Consider the following 15,327-nt stretch of genomic DNA (forward strand, 5'->3'; position numbering starts at 1 on the left):
GGCCAGAGTTTCACCCACCGTGGCTCCCGTGGCCTCCCGCGCAGTTCGCCGGGTTACTCCCGCAGCCCGTGCGCGCGTGGTCGAGGACCGGCCCGGTCGTCGACTTCAGGGGGAGCGGGTCGTCGGCCGGGTCAGGTGGCGTCTCAGCGCGGTCCGGTGGGCGTCTCATCACAGTCCGGTACCCGTGAGGTACGCCGACACCACCACGTTCGCCGTATAGCTGCCGGTCGTACGGTCGAAGCTGCCGCCGCAGGTGACCAGCCGCAGTTCGGCCCGGCCCGAGCGGCGGGGACCGTAGGCCTGGTGGGCGTCGAAGCGGTCCCGGGTGAGGACCTGGACGGACTCGACGGTGAACTCGGCGACCTTGGCGTCGGCCCGGATCACCCGGATCGTCTGGCCCGGCCGCAGGGCGCTGACCTTGTAGAAGACGGCGGGCCTGGTCTCGCTGTCGACGTGCCCGACCAGCAGCGCGGTCCCCGGCGCCCCGGGTGCCGTCCCGCCCGCGTACCAGCCGACCACGCCCGGCTGGTCGTACGGCGGCGGATCGAGCGCCCCGCGCCGGTCCAGGCCGCGCGCCACCACCGGTGCCTGGACGCCGATGCCGGGGATGTCGACGCGCTGCGGCAGCGCGTCGCCCAGCGGGCGGTGCGCCGGGGGCAGTTTCACGTCCGGGGGGCGTCCGGCCGCGGCCATGTCGCCCGTGGTGGGCGCGGAGATGCCGTGCCGTACGTCGGTCACCTCGCGGCCCCAGAGCCAGAGCCCGAGCAGCAGCACCACCCACGCCACACCGGCCAGCAGGCGGCCGGTGCCCGAGGGGCGTCTGCGCACCCGGTCCAGGTCGAGGTCGGTCATGGTCGGTCCGTTCCGCGCTTCCGGCGGACACTGTCCAGCGCGACGGCCACCGCGGCCACTCCCGCGAGGACCAGGCCGATCACGCCCTGCGCGGCGCCGGGCCCGGCGCCTCGGTCCTCGGCGGCGACGAGGTGGGCGGCGCCGCCACCGCCGGCCTCGACGGGAGCGACGGGCGAGGCGTGCGCGCCGGGCCGCCGGGAGGCGGACGACCGGCCTTCGTCCTCGAGCCCGGGATCGAGCAGGGGGTCGGACTCAAGCTCAGACTCGGGCTCGAGCTCGGGCTCGGACTCGAGCTCGGGCTCGAGCTCGGACTCGGGCTCGGACTCGGACTCGGGTGATGCCCCGCCGCCCTCGGGCAGGGGCTGCCGCCCGCCCGTTCCCGGCGCGGGTGGCTGCCCGGCGGCCCCGGTCGCGGCCCTGGTCGCAGACGGGCCCGCACCCTCCCGGCTCTCCCGGCTCTCCCTGCTCTCCCTGCTCTCCCTGCTCTCCCTGCTCTCCCCGACGGTGAGCGTGCCGGTCCGTTCGGCGCCCCCGCAGGTGATCTTCACGGTGTACGTCCCCGCCTTGAGCGTGGAGGGCACGCGGCTCTCGCCGATGAGTTCACCGTCGGTGACGGTCAGCGGGGCGTCCGCGACGAACGCCGCCGAGGCGGCGACGGCCGTCCGCGCCGCGCAGCCGGTCACACGGAGCGCGACGTCACTGCCGGGTGCGGGGGTCGCCGGGGTCACCGAGACGCCCCCCGGGTCCGCCGCGAACGCCGCCGGGGTGAGGGCCGCCGCGACCAGGACGCTCGTACAGAGAGTGAACCTCAGGGAACCCATCGTGAACCTCCAGATGCCTGGAGCCTCCCCCGCACGGTGGGCCGACGCATCCTCAGGAACGCGGCGACTGCTCCGAACGGGTGGCGACGGGTTTGGCCGCGCTGCCCTTGTGGGCCCGGCCGTCTAGACCCGGTCGACGAGGTCCGCGATGGAGTCCAGGACCTGCGAGGGCCGGTACGGGAAGTCCTCGACCTGGTCGGGCCGGGTCAGGCCGGTGAGCACCAGGAACGTCTGCATCCCGGCCTCCATGCCGGCCAGCACGTCGGTGTCCATGCGGTCGCCGATCATCGCGCTGGACTCCGAGTGCGCCCCGATCGCGTTCAGCCCGGTCCGCATCATCAGGGGGTTCGGCTTGCCCGCGAAGTACGGCTTCTTGCCGGTCGCCTGGGTGATCAGCGCCGCCACCGCGCCGGTCGCGGGCAGCGGGCCCTCGGTGGAGGGGCCGGTCTCGTCGGGGTTGGTACAGATGAAGCGGGCGCCGCCGAGGATGAGCCGCACCGCCTTCGTCATGGCCTCGAAGGAGTATGTGCGGGTCTCGCCGAGGACGACGTAGTCCGGCTCGTGGTCGGTGAGGATGTAGCCGATGTCGTGCAGCGCGGTGGTCAGCCCCGCCTCGCCGATGACGTACGCCGATCCGCCCGGCCGCTGGTCGTCCAGGAACTGGGCGGTGGCCAGGGCCGAGGTCCAGATGCTCTCGATCGGCACGTCCAGGCCCATCCGTCGCAGCCGGGCATGCAGGTCGCGCGGGGTGTACATCGAGTTGTTGGTGAGGACCAGGAAGGGCTTCCCCGACTCGCGCAGCTTCTTCAGGAAGGCGTCGGCGCCGGGGATCGGTACGCCCTCGTGGATGAGCACACCGTCCATGTCGGTGAGCCACGACTCGATGGGCTTGCGGTCTGCCATGTGCGGGATCTCCTGCCGTACGAGTCCGGTCCAGCGTGCGACCAAGCCTAAACAGTGGCCGGATCATGTGGAATGGGCCGGTCACGGCGTCCCGAGGGGCGGGACGGCGCACAGGGACCCGCACCGCGGTACGGCCGCCTCAGCGGCGCCTGCGTGCCAGGAGCAGCATGCCGCCCCCGGTGAGCAGCAGCGCCGCCGCGGCCGCGGCGACCCGGACGCCGATCCCGGTGCGGGCGAGTTCCTCGGCGAACGGGAAGCGGTCCTCGCGGGGCGGGACCGAGGCCTCCGGCTCCGGCTCGGTCTCCGGCTGGGAGTCGGTGCCGCCGTCGATCTCCCCGTCACCGCCGTCGACCGGGGCATCACTCGCGATGCCGAACCGGTAGTCGTTGGACTGCCCGACCCAGTCTCCGTCGTCGTCGTGCCGCTGTACGACGGCGGCGTTGGCGGTGACCTGGTTGGGCACGGCGTCCGAGGTGACCGCGAGCCGTACCTGCACGGTGACGGTCTTTCCCGGCCCGACGGTGAACCCGGCGAACCGGCCCTCGTCGTCGGCCAGCGCCCCGACGAGTTCGTCCTCGCCGGTTTTCTCGAACCGCGCCGTGTGGGACCGCGTGCCCTCGAAGAACTCCAGCCGGGGCTGGGAGGGCTCCAGGGCCCGCTTGTCGTCCACGAGCACGACGACGGGGTGGATTCCGGTGCAGGTCCGGTCGGTCGTGTTGGTCAGGTCGAGGTACCAGGTCCCGTACCCGCCCCCGGCCGCGTAGGAGTCCGGCCCGCCGTGGATGCGGGTGGTGAGCGGGAAGGTGTGGTCGTCGGGCGCGGCGCAGGCGGGCGCCGGATCGTCCGCGTACGCCGGGTGAGCACCGGGGAGCAGGACGGCGGCTGCCGCCGCCAGGCAGAGGTGAGCGGGCGTGCAGAGTCGCATGGACATGTGACATTGCCGGATGGGGGCGTTCGCGAGCGACGCGGCCCGGAACGGCCCCCGAACGGCGGTGCGGATCCGCCCGGTCGGCGGACAGCCGGCCCCCGGGAGCGGGTCTCAGGCCGTGCCGCTCCCTCCGGCGCGGAGCATACGGACGACGGCCGCGTTGCCGGCGCACCGCTGGGCGTGCCGGAGATGCTCGACGACCTTGGGGTCGGGTGGTTTCTGCGCCGGCGGCACCAGCGGCCCTTCTCAGCGGCGCAGGGTCAGCGTGAGCGTGGCGCCCAGGAACCCGTTGTCGGCGGAGCCGGTCCACCCCTCGTGCCAGGTCCGGCCGGCCTCCTTGCCGTACATCCGGAAGTACCAGAGCGGATCGTTGCGGTCGAGGGTGGGCATGCTGTCGTCGTGCTGTTCGCGCGCGTAGTTCTCCATGGTGATGTAGTCGCTGCCGCTCACCGCGACCACACCGCCGTAGTGGTAGTCCATGTAGTTGTCGGAGCCTTCGCGCCGGGCCTCCTTACGCGCCTCGTGCTGCTCGGCGTCCGGCCGTGCCATGGTCACCATGCCGTCGCCGACCCTGGGGATGGCGGCGTGCTGGTTGGCCTCCAGGTCCTGGAGCACCCGTTCGGCGTTCTCGGGGGACTCCCGGACCAGCTGCTGGAAGCGGCCGCTCATACCGAAGGTGATCCGGTCGTATCCGGCCGGGTCGCCGCCGTCGATGGCCTCCTGGAACTGACCCTGCCAGCCGCCCCCGGGCTCCATGCGCGCGAGGAACTGCTCGATCGTCTCCCAGTAGCGGTTGTCCGCCTCGCGGTACATGGACTGGTTCCCGGTCACCCATCCGACCATGGCGTTGCAGCGCTGCGGCGTGAGGACGTCGAGGCCCTTGGTCTTCTCGCCGCCCTTCTCCTTGCGGTACTTGGGCTCGACCTCGTAGAGGACGACCTTGCGGTCCGACCCCTCGATGGTCAGGGTCCGGCCGGTCTTCGACAGCGAGAGCCCGCGCTTCTGGCCGGCGCCGGGGAGGTTCTTGATGGACGCGCTGAGCTGTTTGTCGGTGGCGAAGAAGTTCTTCGGTTCCTTGCCGCCGCCGGCGTGTTCCACGGCCAGGTCGAACTTGTCCGACACGGCGAGGTCCACCTCGCCCGCGTAGACCAGGTGAGGCTTGGGCGGCGCGTAACGAGAGCGCTCGTCGTACCAGCTGCCCTGGTCGTTGGTGTCCTGGCCGACGAAGAAGTCGTCGGAGTCGGGCTGCTTCTTGGGGTACTCCGTGGAGCCGGCCTTGATGACGTGGAGGCGCTGGACCGCCGTGGCCCCGTCGCCGCAGCCGTCCCCGCCCGGGCAGCCGGCGGCCGCGGCCTTCTCTGTACTGGCGGTGCGCTGTACGGGCGCCGGCCCGCTCATCACCCGGTCCGCCTTCGTCTCCGCGTGGCGTTCGCCCGCGTCGCCCGGGGTGGACATGCTGACGCCCGCCCCGTTGTCCGTGCCCGGTACGGGTCCCGTCTGCTGGTCCTCGAAGTGGGCCAGTTCGTGCGCCCAGTCCTTCTTGGTCATCCCGCCGCCGTCGACGACATGACGACCGCTGGTGAACGCCTTGGCCTCCAGGACCGCCGCCGACTCGCGTGCCGCGGGCCCGTCGTGCACGAGGACGCCGCTGAAGTCCGTACCGCCGAAGCGCTGCTCCATCTCGGAGCGCAGGCCCGGCTCCATGGGCCTGGCCGGGGAACCGAGGGCCCGGTCGAGGGCGGCCCGCTGCACCTGGGCGTGCTCGGCCTCGGGTGCCGCCTCACGGGTGTCGTGGCCCGCCGCGGCCACGCGCTGCACATGCCGGATCCAGGCCGCGCTCAGCGGTGACGCCGGTGGCCTGACGGAGGATCCGCCCGCTGACCGGCCGGCCGCACCGGCATGCCCTTGGTGGACGGCCCGCATGTCTTCTCCTTCTCCCCGGAACCGGACAGCCGATCGACCGTTCAGCCGACCAACCGATCCACGTCTACCGAAACCGCCGCTGGATGAACATGCCCGTACGCGCACACCTGGGGGCAGCGTCCGAGGTCCGGGAGGCCCTGCCCTAGCGGCGCCCCAGAGCCTTCGCGCGCGAGTGGGACCAGCCGGTCAGAAGGACACCGGCGGCGGTGAGCACCGCGTAGGCCAGCAGCAGCGGAAGGAAGCCACCGGGGAGCCCGCCCAGCAGCCCTCGCTCACCGTCGTCGACGAGGAGCCGGACGAGCGCCTGGGCGCACGCGACCAGCAGCACCATGCCGAGAACCTGAAGGACGTCGTACTTCATGGGCTTCCCCTCCAGCGGGAGCGACGAGTTGACGTTACGAACGTACCAATCGGCGAATGCGTATTAGCCTCTTACCACCCTCGATTTCCGATTTACGTCACACTTTCAAGGGCGGGCTATCGTGAGAGGGTGCGTGACGAAAAGAAGCGGACGTGCCCGGTGTGCGGCAACCCCACGGCCCGTCCGAGCCGGGGTCGCCCGCCGGTCTACTGCTCCCGGAGCTGCCAGGCGCGGGCCTACCGCCGGCGCAGACAGCCGCTGCCCGAGCCGGGCACGCCGCCCGTGTCCCGGCCGTCGGAGGTCCGGGCGCGGCAACGGCGCCGGATCGCCGAGGGGGTGTGGCGTATCGCGGCCCGGCAGGGGCTGGACGCGGCGAGCATGCGCAGGATCGCGGCGGAGGCGAAGGTGTCGCTGCGGGTCGTGCAGTACCACTTCGACTCCAAGCACGCCCTGCTGGTCGACGCGCTGCGCCTGCTGCACGAGGAGAACGAGCGGCTGGCCCAGGGGCGCATCCCGTACGACACGACCGAGCCGTCCGCGCTGCTGCGTGCGGTGCTGGACGAGTTCCTGCCGCTGGACGAGCAACGGGCCTTCGCCCTGCGCGTGTTCACGGCGTACTACGCACGGAGCCTGACCGACCCCGAACTCGCGGCGGTCTTCCTGGCCGCCGAGCAGCCGCTGGAACGACTCGTCGCGGACCTCATCGGGGTGGGCGAGGCGGCGGGACTCACAGCCCTGGGCATCGACCGCGCGCACGAGGCCGACCTGCTGGTGTCGGGAGCCGTCGGGCTGGGCCTGGACGTCCTGTACGAGCGGCGTTCCCTCACGGACGTGCGGAAGGTCCTGGACTACCACCTGGCACGGCTCTTCCCCGCCGAGAGCTCGATCCGCACCAGTTCCCCTCACCCGCCCCCACGCCCGAACACCGGCCCCAGCACCAGCTGAGCCGCCCCCACCGCCACGGCTCGCCCGCCCCCGGGGGCGACCCGCACCGGCACGGCCCGCTGGCCCGTCCGCCGGGCCCAGGCCTCCAGCACCGTCCCGACCCCCCGTACGAACGCCTCCGGAGCCGCGGCCACCGTGCGGCCGCCCAGCAGGACGACGTCGATGTCGAGCAGACCCACCAGGTTCGCCGCCCCGGCGCCCAGGACCCGGGCCGCCTCCCCCGTGTCGCCGCGCGCCACGGCATCGAGGCACAGCGCCTCGACGCAGCCGCGGTCGCCGCAGGTGCAGGGCGGGCCGTCGAGCTGGATCACCTGGTGGCCGAACTCCCCGGCCCCGGTCCTGGCCCCCCGGTGCACGGTCCCGCCGATCACCAGACCGGCGCCCAGGCCCGTGCCGAGGTGCAGATAGGCGAAGGAGCCGCCCTCGCCCCCGGCGGCCAGGCCCAGCGCCGCCGCGTTGGTGTCCTTGTCGACCACCACCGGCACCCCGAGCCGCTCCGCCAGCGCCTCCCGCAGCGGAAAGCCGTCCCACTCCGGGAATCCGGTCACCCGGTGCAGCACCCCCCGGCCATGGTCGAGCGGCCCGGGCAGCGCGACGCCGGCCCCCAGCAGCGCCTCGTCGAGGCCGGCCGGCAGCACCCCGGCCACCGTCTCCCGCACCGCTTCCGTCACCGCCGTCAGCACGGCCGGTGCCCCGGCCCCGAGGTCCAGCGGGGCCCGCCGCTCCCCCACCACGGTTCCCCGCAGATCCACCAGCACGGCACGGACCTCGTCCCGGTCCAGATGGACGCCGACCGCGTGCCCCGCCTCGGGCACCAGCCGCAGCACGGTCCGCGGCTTGCCCCCCGTGGAGGCCCGTCGTCCGGCCTCCGCCGCGAGGCCGTCCTCCCGCAGCCGGGCCGTGATCTTGCTGACCGCCTGCGGGGTGAGCCCGGTCCGCTCGGCGAGTTCGAGCCTGCTGATGCCGTCGGCTCCGGCCCTCCGCAGCAGGTCGAGCACCAGCGCTGCGTTGTGACTGCGCAGGGCGAGCAGATTCACCCCACCTCCGGTGCCCCGCATGCCGCCCATCCCGCCCGTACGGTCGTCCGCCCTGTTCACGCCCCCCATTGTCCCCGGCGCTTGCACTTTGGCAACAGCGTTGCGAAAGTGGGTGCCATGACTGGCACTCCCCTCGGCACGGGCCCCGGCACAGCGCCCGGCTCGCCCCTCCGCGTCGGCCTCGTCGGCTACGGCCTCGCCGGCTCCGTCTTCCACGCCCCGCTGATCGCCGCCACCGAGGGCCTCACCCTCGACACGGTGGTCACCTCGAACCCCGAACGGCAGCAGCAGGCCCGTGCCGAGTTCCCGGACGTGCGCTTCGCCGCCACCCCGGACGAGCTGTTCGACCGGGCCGCCGAGCTGGACCTGATCGTCATCGCGTCCCCGAACAAGACGCACGTGCCGCTCGCCCGCACCGCCCTCAAGGCCGGTCTGCCGGTCGTGGTCGACAAGCCCGTCGCGGGCACGGCGGCCGAGGCCCGCGAGCTGGCCGCCCTCGCCGAGGAGCGCGGCCTGCTTCTCTCCGTCTTTCAGAACCGCCGCTGGGACAACGACTTCCTCACCCTGCGCAAGCTGCTGAGCGAGGGCGAGCTGGGCGACGTCTGGCGCTTTGAATCCCGCTTCGAGCGGTGGCGCCCGCAACTGAAGGGCGGCTGGCGGGAGTCCGGCGACCCCGCAGAGATCGGAGGTCTGCTCTACGACCTCGGCAGCCATGTCGTCGACCAGGCCCTGGCCCTCTTCGGCCCGGCGGCCTCCGTCTACGCGGAGTCGGACATCCGCCGCGCGGGCGCCGAGACGGACGACGACACGTTCATCGCGATCACGCACACCAACGGCGTCCGCTCCCACCTCTACGTCTCCGCGACGACCGCCCAGCTCGGCCCCCGCTTCCGCGTCCTCGGCTCCACCGCCGGCTACGTCAAGTACGGCCTGGACCCCCAGGAGGCGGCACTCCGCGACGGCCTGCGCCCCGGGCCCGGCTGGGGCGTCGAGCCCGAGTCGGAGTGGGGCCGCGTGGGCTCCGGAGAATCCCCCGTGACGGGCGGCGGCCGCCCCGAACCGACCCTCCCCGGGGACTACCCCGCCTACTATGCGGCCGTGGCGAAGGCCCTGCTCGAGGGCGGCCCCAACCCGGTGACCGCGCTGGAGGCGGCTGCCGCCCTGGACGTACTGGAGGCCGCCCGCCGTTCGGCCCGCGAGAAGGTGACGGTGACCCTGTGACACACAAGAGCAACCCTTCCCACCACCAGGAACTCGGCCCCAAGTTCCAGCCGGAGCTCACGCCGAGCCTGGAGGAACTGGAGACGCAGGAACGCCGCCTGGTCTTCCGCCAGTTCGGCCACGACGACGCCTGGGCGCTCGGCTCGCTCCTCGTCGAACTGGCCCGGGAGCGACAGGCCCCGCTCGCCATCGACATCCACCGCGCCGGCCAGCAGCTCTTCCACGCGGCGCTGCCCGGCTCCACCCCGGACAACGACTCCTGGATCGCCCGCAAGCGCCGGGTCGTGGAGCGCTACGGCTCCGCCTCCTACCTGGTGGGCGCTCGCTTCCGCGCCAAGGGCACGACGTTCGAGGAGTCCTCACGCCTCGACCCCGACACCTACGCGGCCCACGGCGGCTCCTTCCCGATCACCGTCGAGGGCGTGGGCGTGATCGGCGCGGTGACGGTGTCCGGCCTGCCACAGCTCCAGGACCACCGGTTCGTGGTGGAGGCGCTGGAGCAGTTCCTGGACCGCTAGGGCCTGTCGCGCACCCTGCGGCCGTGACGCGCGGCCGTAGGGTGATGATCGTGTCTGGTGAGAGTGATCTGCGGAAACTGCTGAGCGGCATGCGTCCCGAGCTGAAGGCGGGCCGCTATGTGTTCACAACAATCAAGGGCGGTGTGCCCTCCGGCATCTCCCCTGTGGTCACGGTCGCCGAGCCCGAGGGCCTGACCCTGGTGGTGCCGCTCGAGGAGGCGGATGCGGTGGGGCTGGCGTACGACTACGTCGCCGGCTGGATCACGTTGCGTATCCACTCCGCGCTCGAGGCGGTCGGGCTGACCGCCGCGGTCTCGCGGGAACTCGCCGACGCCGGCCTGAGCTGCAATGTCGTCGCCGGGTTCCATCACGACCACCTGTTCGTCCCGTACGAGCACGCCGGCCAGGCGGTGGCCGCCCTGGAGAGCCTGGCGCACCGCTCCGCCTGAACGCCCTCCGGGCTCCGCGGAATCATCACCGGCCCCCTCCGGTTGGCACCCGCGTACGCGTGATCAAGCACGGCGCCCAACCGGAGGGATCGCAACCGATGACCACTGCCCTGAAGGAGACCGTCGGCCGGTACGGCATCTGGAGCGTGGGCCTGCGCTCGGAGGACCCGGACCGGCGCGGCGAACTCGCCGAGGCCGCCGCTGAACTGGAGGAACTCGGCTACGGCGCCGTCTGGCTGGGCGGCAGCAGCTCGGCCGCGAACGCCGCCCCGCTGATCGAGGCGACCTCCCGGCTCACCGTCGGCACCAGCATCCAGAGCATCTGGCAGCACGAGGCGGACGCCGCCGCCGCGAGCTTCGCCGAGCTGGAGGCCGCCCACCCCGGCCGTTTCCTGCTGGGCCTCGGCGTCAGCCACGCCAAGCTGGCGGAGCAGTACCGCCGCCCGTACTCGGCCCTCGTCGCCTACCTGGACGGCCTGGACGCCGCCGGGGTGCCCGCGGACCGCCGAGTCCTGGCCGCCCTCGGCCCGAAGAGCCTGAAGCTGACCCGCGACCGTTCCGCAGGCGCGATCCCCTATCTGGTCACCCCCGAGCACACCGCCCACGCCCGGGAACTCCTCGGCGAGGGCCCGCTGCTCGCCCCCGAACTGGGCGTGGTCCCGGAGACGGACCCGACCCGCGCCCGCACCCTGGCCCGCGATTTCATCGCCTTCTACCTCTCGCTGCCGAACTACACCAACAACTTCCTCCGGCACGGCTTCACCGAGGACGACCTGCGCGACGGCGGCAGCGACCGCCTCATCGACGCCCTGTTCGCCTGGGGCGACGAGACGGCGATCCGCGCCAAGATCGACTCATTCTTCGAGGCGGGCGCGGACCACCTCGCCCTCCAACTGATCGACGACTCCCCGAAGGACACCCTCCCGAGGAAGGCGTGGCGCGACTTGGCGGCTCTGCTCGGCTGACCCTTGTCGGGCGTGGTTCAGATCAGGGCCAAGGCCGTCAGAAGGATCGAGCATCCCGCGGCGGTCCCAGGCCACACCAGCCACCTCCGGCGCCCGTCGGAGACAGCGGCGGCGGCCAGCATCTCCGCCACGGCTGCGAGGGCGGCAGCCGCGCCGAGATACAGGCCGCGGCTGCTGGCCTGCTCCGCCAGGCTCACCTGACGCTTCTGTTCGGCCCGAAGACCAGACGACAGGTGCTCGGATTCGTTACCCAAGGCCCTCACCGCCGCGGCGTCGACTCGGTCGGCACGTGTGGGAGGACGCCCCATGTAGTCGGCGATCTTGCGCACACGCTCCGCGGCACGTGTCTCGACCACGGCCACCACTCGCTCGTGCCGTGCTTGAGCGGGTGTGACCCCGGTTTCCAGCGAGGCGCGTTCGCGGGCCATCGCCTGGAGTTCGGTGAGCTCTGCGGTTCGGCGGCTTCCGTCCAGGAATGCCGTGCGCTGACCGTAGGCCAGGGCAGCGGTACCGAGCTGGGTCGCCTTGCGGGCCGCCTCGGCCTGGGCCCGCTGTTCGACACCCGACGCGTAGATCCCCCCGAGGGGAAGCACCATCAGCAGAACCACGATGAACAGACCTAGCAGCGCAGCGGGGCGGCTCTCACCGCTCGGAACGACAGCCGGCTGAGGGATCAGCTGCAGACCCCTGACAACGCGCCGGCGGTCAGGACCCGGCGGCCTGCGCAGGGAGTGTGGCCGCACGACGTTCGCGGCGGCCACACCGGCGATCACGGCCATTCCGACGAGCCCGGCGAACACGAGCCCCCACATGACCCACGTGTCCCCGGACCGCATCGTCGTCTCTGGAGCGAGTCCGTAGGGCTTGGGTTTGTCCCGTTGCAGGTCCCCGAGTCGGCGGGGCAGGTCGTAGCCGAGGTTCTTGTGCCGGTAGGCGTCGTGCAGAAAACTCCCGGAATCGGCCGCGCCGCGCAGAGTGAACGCGGTCTGGGCGGCGATCTCGTACTCCGCCGCGGCAGTCCTGCCCTCATGACGGATCGGTCGCAGTGCGTCTGCGCGCGCCGAGGCCGCGGCCACGTCGAAGGCGAGACGCGCGTCGTCGGTGTACACCTTGCGCACATCGTCCAGCAGCGTCTCCTGACGCGTGATCTCCTGACGCACCGCGTCCTGGTACGTTCCGGACGCCTCGCTGAACGCCCAGGCGGACAGGGGTGTCGCCACGGCGATGACGGCGAGCAGGCAGATCTGGATCCGGATGCGGAGACTGAACCGTGAGGTCGACGGGTTCACCGCGATCCCCGCTCGTACGTGACCCGCAGCCCTTTCTTGTCGGTGAGAGCGAGGGCATCGCCCGTCACCTCCCAGGTGTGACGCTCGGCAGTGGGCGCAGCGGGCCTCGCCGCGAAGTCGCCCTCAGGATCGCCCGGGTCCCCGCGGGATGTGGCGGCCTTCTCGGGTTTCAGGACGAGGTGCGCCCCTTCGACCCGTGCCGAGCCTTCCGAGGTGCGGGTGACCTGGACGATGCCGTCCGGGGAGTCGTACGCGAGGACGCCCACGAACGTGTAGTCGCCGTCGGCCCGGAAGCTGTAGGTGAGGCTGGCGTCACTGTTCTTCGTGTCGCTCCGCCATGTCCCGACTAAGGACTGAGGGAGCACCTGTTCACCCGTGGCGGCATCGGTGGTCCGCGGCGGCGCCGGCGTGGGTGAGGCTGTCGTGGATGTGGGCGCCGGGCCGGGCGGGTCACCTCGTGAGACGCAAGCCGTGACGCTCCCGAGCAGCACGGTGGCGCAGAGCACCGCACGGACCGCACCGGTGACGACCACGTCAGCCACCGGCGATCTGACGGACATAACTGATCCCGTCCAGCTTCAGATTCTCGAAGACGTATCCATAGCCGGCGTCGAATTCCTCGATCGACCAGTACTCGTACGGGATGGGACCTATCGGCACGTACAGAGTCATGGAGGTGCCTTTGACAACCGCTGTCCCCTCGAGCACGCGGCCGTTGTTGTAGATGAGGCTCACACCGCCGTCGTCGAAGAAGCGGATCTTGTCGAAGCGCACGGCCGTGCCGTCCCCGTCCCATTCGCCGACCAGTTCGCTCGGAACGGATCCCTTCGGCGCTTCGAATGTCGCTGGTGGCGGGGTTTCCGGTGGCGTGGGCGAGGGCGGCTCTGTGCTGTCGGCCGTCGTTTCAGTGGGTGGCGGTGGATCGGGGGTCTCGTCAGCCGATTCCGTGGAACGCGGTGGACTGGGCGGAGGGGATTCTCCAGAACCTCCTCCGCACCCCGCGACGATTGCCGCGACCAGTACAGCTACCGCGATTCTGCGCACACATAAGAACGTCATGAGCTGAGCCCTGTCTTTCTGTCTACTCGGCGACCACGAACCGGAGACGGCGCCGGGGGCGCAGGCCCGAACCGCGATCGCGGCCGCGCAACTCCTGGACGAGAGCCACGAGTGCCGTGAGGCCCCAGGCGACGGAGAACGCTGTCATCTGGGCACCGGTTCCGACAGCCAGCCAGCTGACCCCCAGCCCGGCCAGCGTGATGCCGGAGGCCGCGAGAAGAGCCGAGTGCCGCCGGGGCCGCAGAGTCCGGACCAGGCACAGGACAGCGAGAACGAGGACCGGCACTGCCAGGACGGACATCGTTTCGTGCCCCGTGTAGTCCAGGAAGACCAGATCCGACGCAGGCTCGTACTCTCCGTCGTACCCCTCCTCGAACAGCGTGTGGCCGGAAGGGTCCTCGTTCAGTTCGTAGTAGTCCTTGTAGTAGGTGCCGTAGTAGTAGAGAGGGCCGTCGAAGTCGGCTTCGGACACGGAGGCGATGTCGCTCTCCTCGACTGCGGCCCCGGCGGTGACGCCGGCGATGACCAGGGCGCCGGCTCCCCACCACAGAAGAGCGGATGTCAGGGGGCACCAGCGGAACGCGGCCAGCCCGAGGACGACGATCGCCGACAACGGTAAGAGGTAGCCGCTCCCCGGCTGAAGGTCCTGGTAGCCGAGGACGACCACGGCCGAGACCACGATCCCCAGGAGGGCGACGACGCGGTTCCCGGCCGCAAGGTGACGCCATCTGCGCGCGGACGGCGTGACGGCGGAGTCTGTCTGGTCGGGACCGGTGGCGGTCGCCGCAGATGGTGCGGCCGGTGCTTGATCGCCCTGGGTGGTCGCTGTCTCGCCCGGTACGGCAGGAGGCGGCGGGGTGGTGGGAGGTGCCGGGGCGCTGGGAGGTGCGGGGGCGGCAGGATGCGCCGGGATGGCGGGAGCCGCCTGCTTCGGCATCGACGCGGCCTGGGTCTGCTGTTCGGCCATCATCGTCCGCCCGAGCCCCGCCCCGAGTGCCGGGGCCGGTGCCGGCGGGGCCGGAGGGTCCACCGGCAGGGCAGGGGCTTCTGTCCCTGCGAGGGCCAGAGCCCGCTGCATCTCGCCTATGCCTGCGAAGCGTTGCTCCCGGTCCTTCGACAGCGCCCGGAGCACGACGGCGTCGACCGCCGCCGGGATCTGCGGCCGCAGCCTGGACGGCGCGACGGGCTCCTTGCTGATGTGCTGGTGCATCACGGCGAACGAGGAGTCGCCTATGAAAGGCGGGCGTCCCGTGAGCAGTTCATACAGAAGGCAGCCCGTGGCGTACTGATCGGAGCGACCGTCGATCGTTTCACCCGTCAGCTGCTCCGGTGACAGGTAGGCGGGGGTGCCGACCGTCATTCCCGTCGCGGTCAGGCGCGTAGTGGTCTCCGCCACCACCTTGGAGATCCCGAAGTCCAGGACCTTGACGTCGCCTTCGGAGGTGAGCATGACGTTGGAAGGCTTGATGTCCCGGTGAACCAGGCCCCGCCCGTGGCTGTGGGCCAGGGCCTCGGCGATCCCCTGGCTGACGTCGAGCGCCCGCTCGACCTCGAACGGCCCCTCGGCCAGTGCGTCCGCCAGGGTGCGGCCTTCGATGAACTCCATGATGAGGAAAGGAGTCGTCTCGGAGTCCCGGACGTCCTCACCGACGTCGTGCAGGACGGCGATGTTGCGGTGGCTGAGCGAGGCGACGGTACGGGCCTCCCGGCGGAACCGGACCCGGAACTCCTCGTGCCTGGTCAGCTCCGGCGGCAGTAGCTTCACGGCGACCAGACGGCCGAGCTCCCGGTCCGTGGCGCGCCAGACCTGGCCCATGCCGCCACGTCCTGCTTCTTCGATCAGCTCGTACCGCTCGGCGAGTACCCGCACGGCGCTCCCCCCGTTCAGCGTCAGGGTGCGAACCCCCCACGCAAAAGCCGCCCCTGGAGCGCGCCATGAATCAGCCCACCCGCACGCCAACCGTACTGGCTGATTTCCACACATTGAGCGCCATGAGTGTCCGAATAGGAGCGCGCACCTTGCGCGCGCTCCCATGGCGCACAACTGCGCTGGGGG

Annotated in this window: 17 protein-coding genes; 5 read left to right on the forward strand and 12 right to left on the reverse strand. The window is 71.7% G+C overall.

Translation table 11 applies throughout. The features are described 5' to 3' along the window. Nucleotides 1-168: 168 nt before the first annotated feature. The 7 genes from ACIBK5_RS32915 to ACIBK5_RS32945 form a co-directional block, all read right to left on the reverse strand. Entirely contained in the window at nucleotides 169-852 is a 684-nt protein-coding gene (locus ACIBK5_RS32915) for a class F sortase (RefSeq protein WP_399025332.1), read from the reverse strand. Next, nucleotides 849-1,673: a hypothetical protein gene (locus ACIBK5_RS32920; protein ID WP_399025334.1), complete on the reverse strand. Its 825-nt coding sequence runs from the start codon at nucleotides 1,671-1,673 to the stop codon at nucleotides 849-851. The genes ACIBK5_RS32915 and ACIBK5_RS32920 overlap by 4 nt, the downstream gene beginning before the upstream one ends. A gap of 123 nt (nucleotides 1,674-1,796) precedes the next feature. Beyond that, nucleotides 1,797-2,576: an HAD-IIA family hydrolase gene (locus tag ACIBK5_RS32925; protein ID WP_193478283.1), complete on the reverse strand. Its 780-nt coding sequence runs from the start codon at nucleotides 2,574-2,576 to the stop codon at nucleotides 1,797-1,799. A 139-nt stretch (nucleotides 2,577-2,715) separates the two neighbouring features. Then, nucleotides 2,716-3,507, reverse strand: a complete 792-nt coding sequence (locus ACIBK5_RS32930; RefSeq protein WP_399025337.1) for a hypothetical protein — start codon at nucleotides 3,505-3,507, stop codon at nucleotides 2,716-2,718. A 108-nt stretch (nucleotides 3,508-3,615) separates the two neighbouring features. Continuing rightward, the gene (locus tag ACIBK5_RS32935) at nucleotides 3,616-3,738 is read right to left on the reverse strand and encodes a hypothetical protein (protein WP_399025339.1); all 123 of its coding nucleotides are present in this window, start codon (nucleotides 3,736-3,738) and stop codon (nucleotides 3,616-3,618) included. Between the two features lie 12 nt (nucleotides 3,739-3,750). After that, nucleotides 3,751-5,427 (reverse strand): DUF4157 domain-containing protein, encoded by a 1,677-nt coding sequence (locus ACIBK5_RS32940; RefSeq protein ID WP_399025341.1) that lies wholly within the window; start codon nucleotides 5,425-5,427, stop codon nucleotides 3,751-3,753. A 142-nt stretch (nucleotides 5,428-5,569) separates the two neighbouring features. Next, the gene (locus ACIBK5_RS32945) at nucleotides 5,570-5,788 is read right to left on the reverse strand and encodes a hypothetical protein (RefSeq protein ID WP_399025343.1); all 219 of its coding nucleotides are present in this window, start codon (nucleotides 5,786-5,788) and stop codon (nucleotides 5,570-5,572) included. Nucleotides 5,789-5,917: 129 nt separating this feature from the next. Here ACIBK5_RS32945 and ACIBK5_RS32950 point away from each other — a divergent pair, with 129 nt between their 5' ends. After that, nucleotides 5,918-6,733: a TetR/AcrR family transcriptional regulator gene (locus ACIBK5_RS32950; RefSeq protein ID WP_399025345.1), complete on the forward strand. Its 816-nt coding sequence runs from the start codon at nucleotides 5,918-5,920 to the stop codon at nucleotides 6,731-6,733. Here the strand turns inward: ACIBK5_RS32950 and ACIBK5_RS32955 are convergent. Continuing rightward, on the reverse strand, nucleotides 6,691-7,791 hold the full coding sequence (locus ACIBK5_RS32955; RefSeq protein ID WP_399025627.1) for an ROK family protein: 1,101 nt from the start codon (nucleotides 7,789-7,791) through the stop codon (nucleotides 6,691-6,693). The two genes, ACIBK5_RS32950 and ACIBK5_RS32955, sit on opposite strands and share 43 nt — an antisense overlap. A gap of 96 nt (nucleotides 7,792-7,887) precedes the next feature. Here ACIBK5_RS32955 and ACIBK5_RS32960 point away from each other — a divergent pair, with 96 nt between their 5' ends. The 4 genes from ACIBK5_RS32960 (at nucleotide 7,888) to ACIBK5_RS32975 (ending at nucleotide 10,923) form a co-directional block, all read left to right on the forward strand. After that, nucleotides 7,888-8,991 carry a Gfo/Idh/MocA family oxidoreductase gene (locus ACIBK5_RS32960; protein WP_399025347.1) on the forward strand — a complete coding sequence of 368 codons (1,104 nt, stop codon included), beginning with the start codon at nucleotides 7,888-7,890 and terminating at the stop codon, nucleotides 8,989-8,991. Further along, nucleotides 8,988-9,509: a heme-degrading domain-containing protein gene (locus ACIBK5_RS32965; RefSeq protein WP_399025349.1), complete on the forward strand. Its 522-nt coding sequence runs from the start codon at nucleotides 8,988-8,990 to the stop codon at nucleotides 9,507-9,509. The genes ACIBK5_RS32960 and ACIBK5_RS32965 overlap by 4 nt, the downstream gene beginning before the upstream one ends. 50 nt (nucleotides 9,510-9,559) lie before the next feature. Then, entirely contained in the window at nucleotides 9,560-9,958 is a 399-nt protein-coding gene (locus ACIBK5_RS32970) for an ACT domain-containing protein (RefSeq protein ID WP_399025351.1), read from the forward strand. A gap of 98 nt (nucleotides 9,959-10,056) precedes the next feature. Next, a complete protein-coding gene (locus ACIBK5_RS32975) occupies nucleotides 10,057-10,923 on the forward strand; it encodes an LLM class F420-dependent oxidoreductase (protein WP_399025354.1) in 867 nt (288 codons plus the stop codon). Nucleotides 10,924-10,940: 17 nt separating this feature from the next. On the opposite strand, the gene ACIBK5_RS32980 is transcribed toward ACIBK5_RS32975, so the two are convergent. The 4 genes from ACIBK5_RS32980 to ACIBK5_RS32995 all read right to left on the reverse strand — a co-directional run bounded on the left by ACIBK5_RS32980 (nucleotide 10,941) and on the right by ACIBK5_RS32995 (nucleotide 15,141). After that, on the reverse strand, nucleotides 10,941-12,083 hold the full coding sequence (locus ACIBK5_RS32980) for a hypothetical protein (RefSeq protein WP_399025356.1): 1,143 nt from the start codon (nucleotides 12,081-12,083) through the stop codon (nucleotides 10,941-10,943). 125 nt (nucleotides 12,084-12,208) lie between these two features. After that, entirely contained in the window at nucleotides 12,209-12,772 is a 564-nt protein-coding gene (locus tag ACIBK5_RS32985) for a hypothetical protein (protein WP_399025358.1), read from the reverse strand. Then, nucleotides 12,747-12,986: a hypothetical protein gene (locus ACIBK5_RS32990; RefSeq protein WP_399025360.1), complete on the reverse strand. Its 240-nt coding sequence runs from the start codon at nucleotides 12,984-12,986 to the stop codon at nucleotides 12,747-12,749. Before ACIBK5_RS32990 ends, ACIBK5_RS32985 begins: the two co-directional genes overlap by 26 nt. 307 nt (nucleotides 12,987-13,293) lie before the next feature. Continuing rightward, nucleotides 13,294-15,141: a serine/threonine-protein kinase gene (locus tag ACIBK5_RS32995; RefSeq protein ID WP_399025362.1), complete on the reverse strand. Its 1,848-nt coding sequence runs from the start codon at nucleotides 15,139-15,141 to the stop codon at nucleotides 13,294-13,296. Nucleotides 15,142-15,327: the final 186 nt, after the last annotated feature.

It is taken from the genome of Streptomyces sp. NPDC050546 (assembly GCF_044457425.1).
GTDB lineage: Bacteria > Actinomycetota > Actinomycetes > Streptomycetales > Streptomycetaceae > Streptomyces.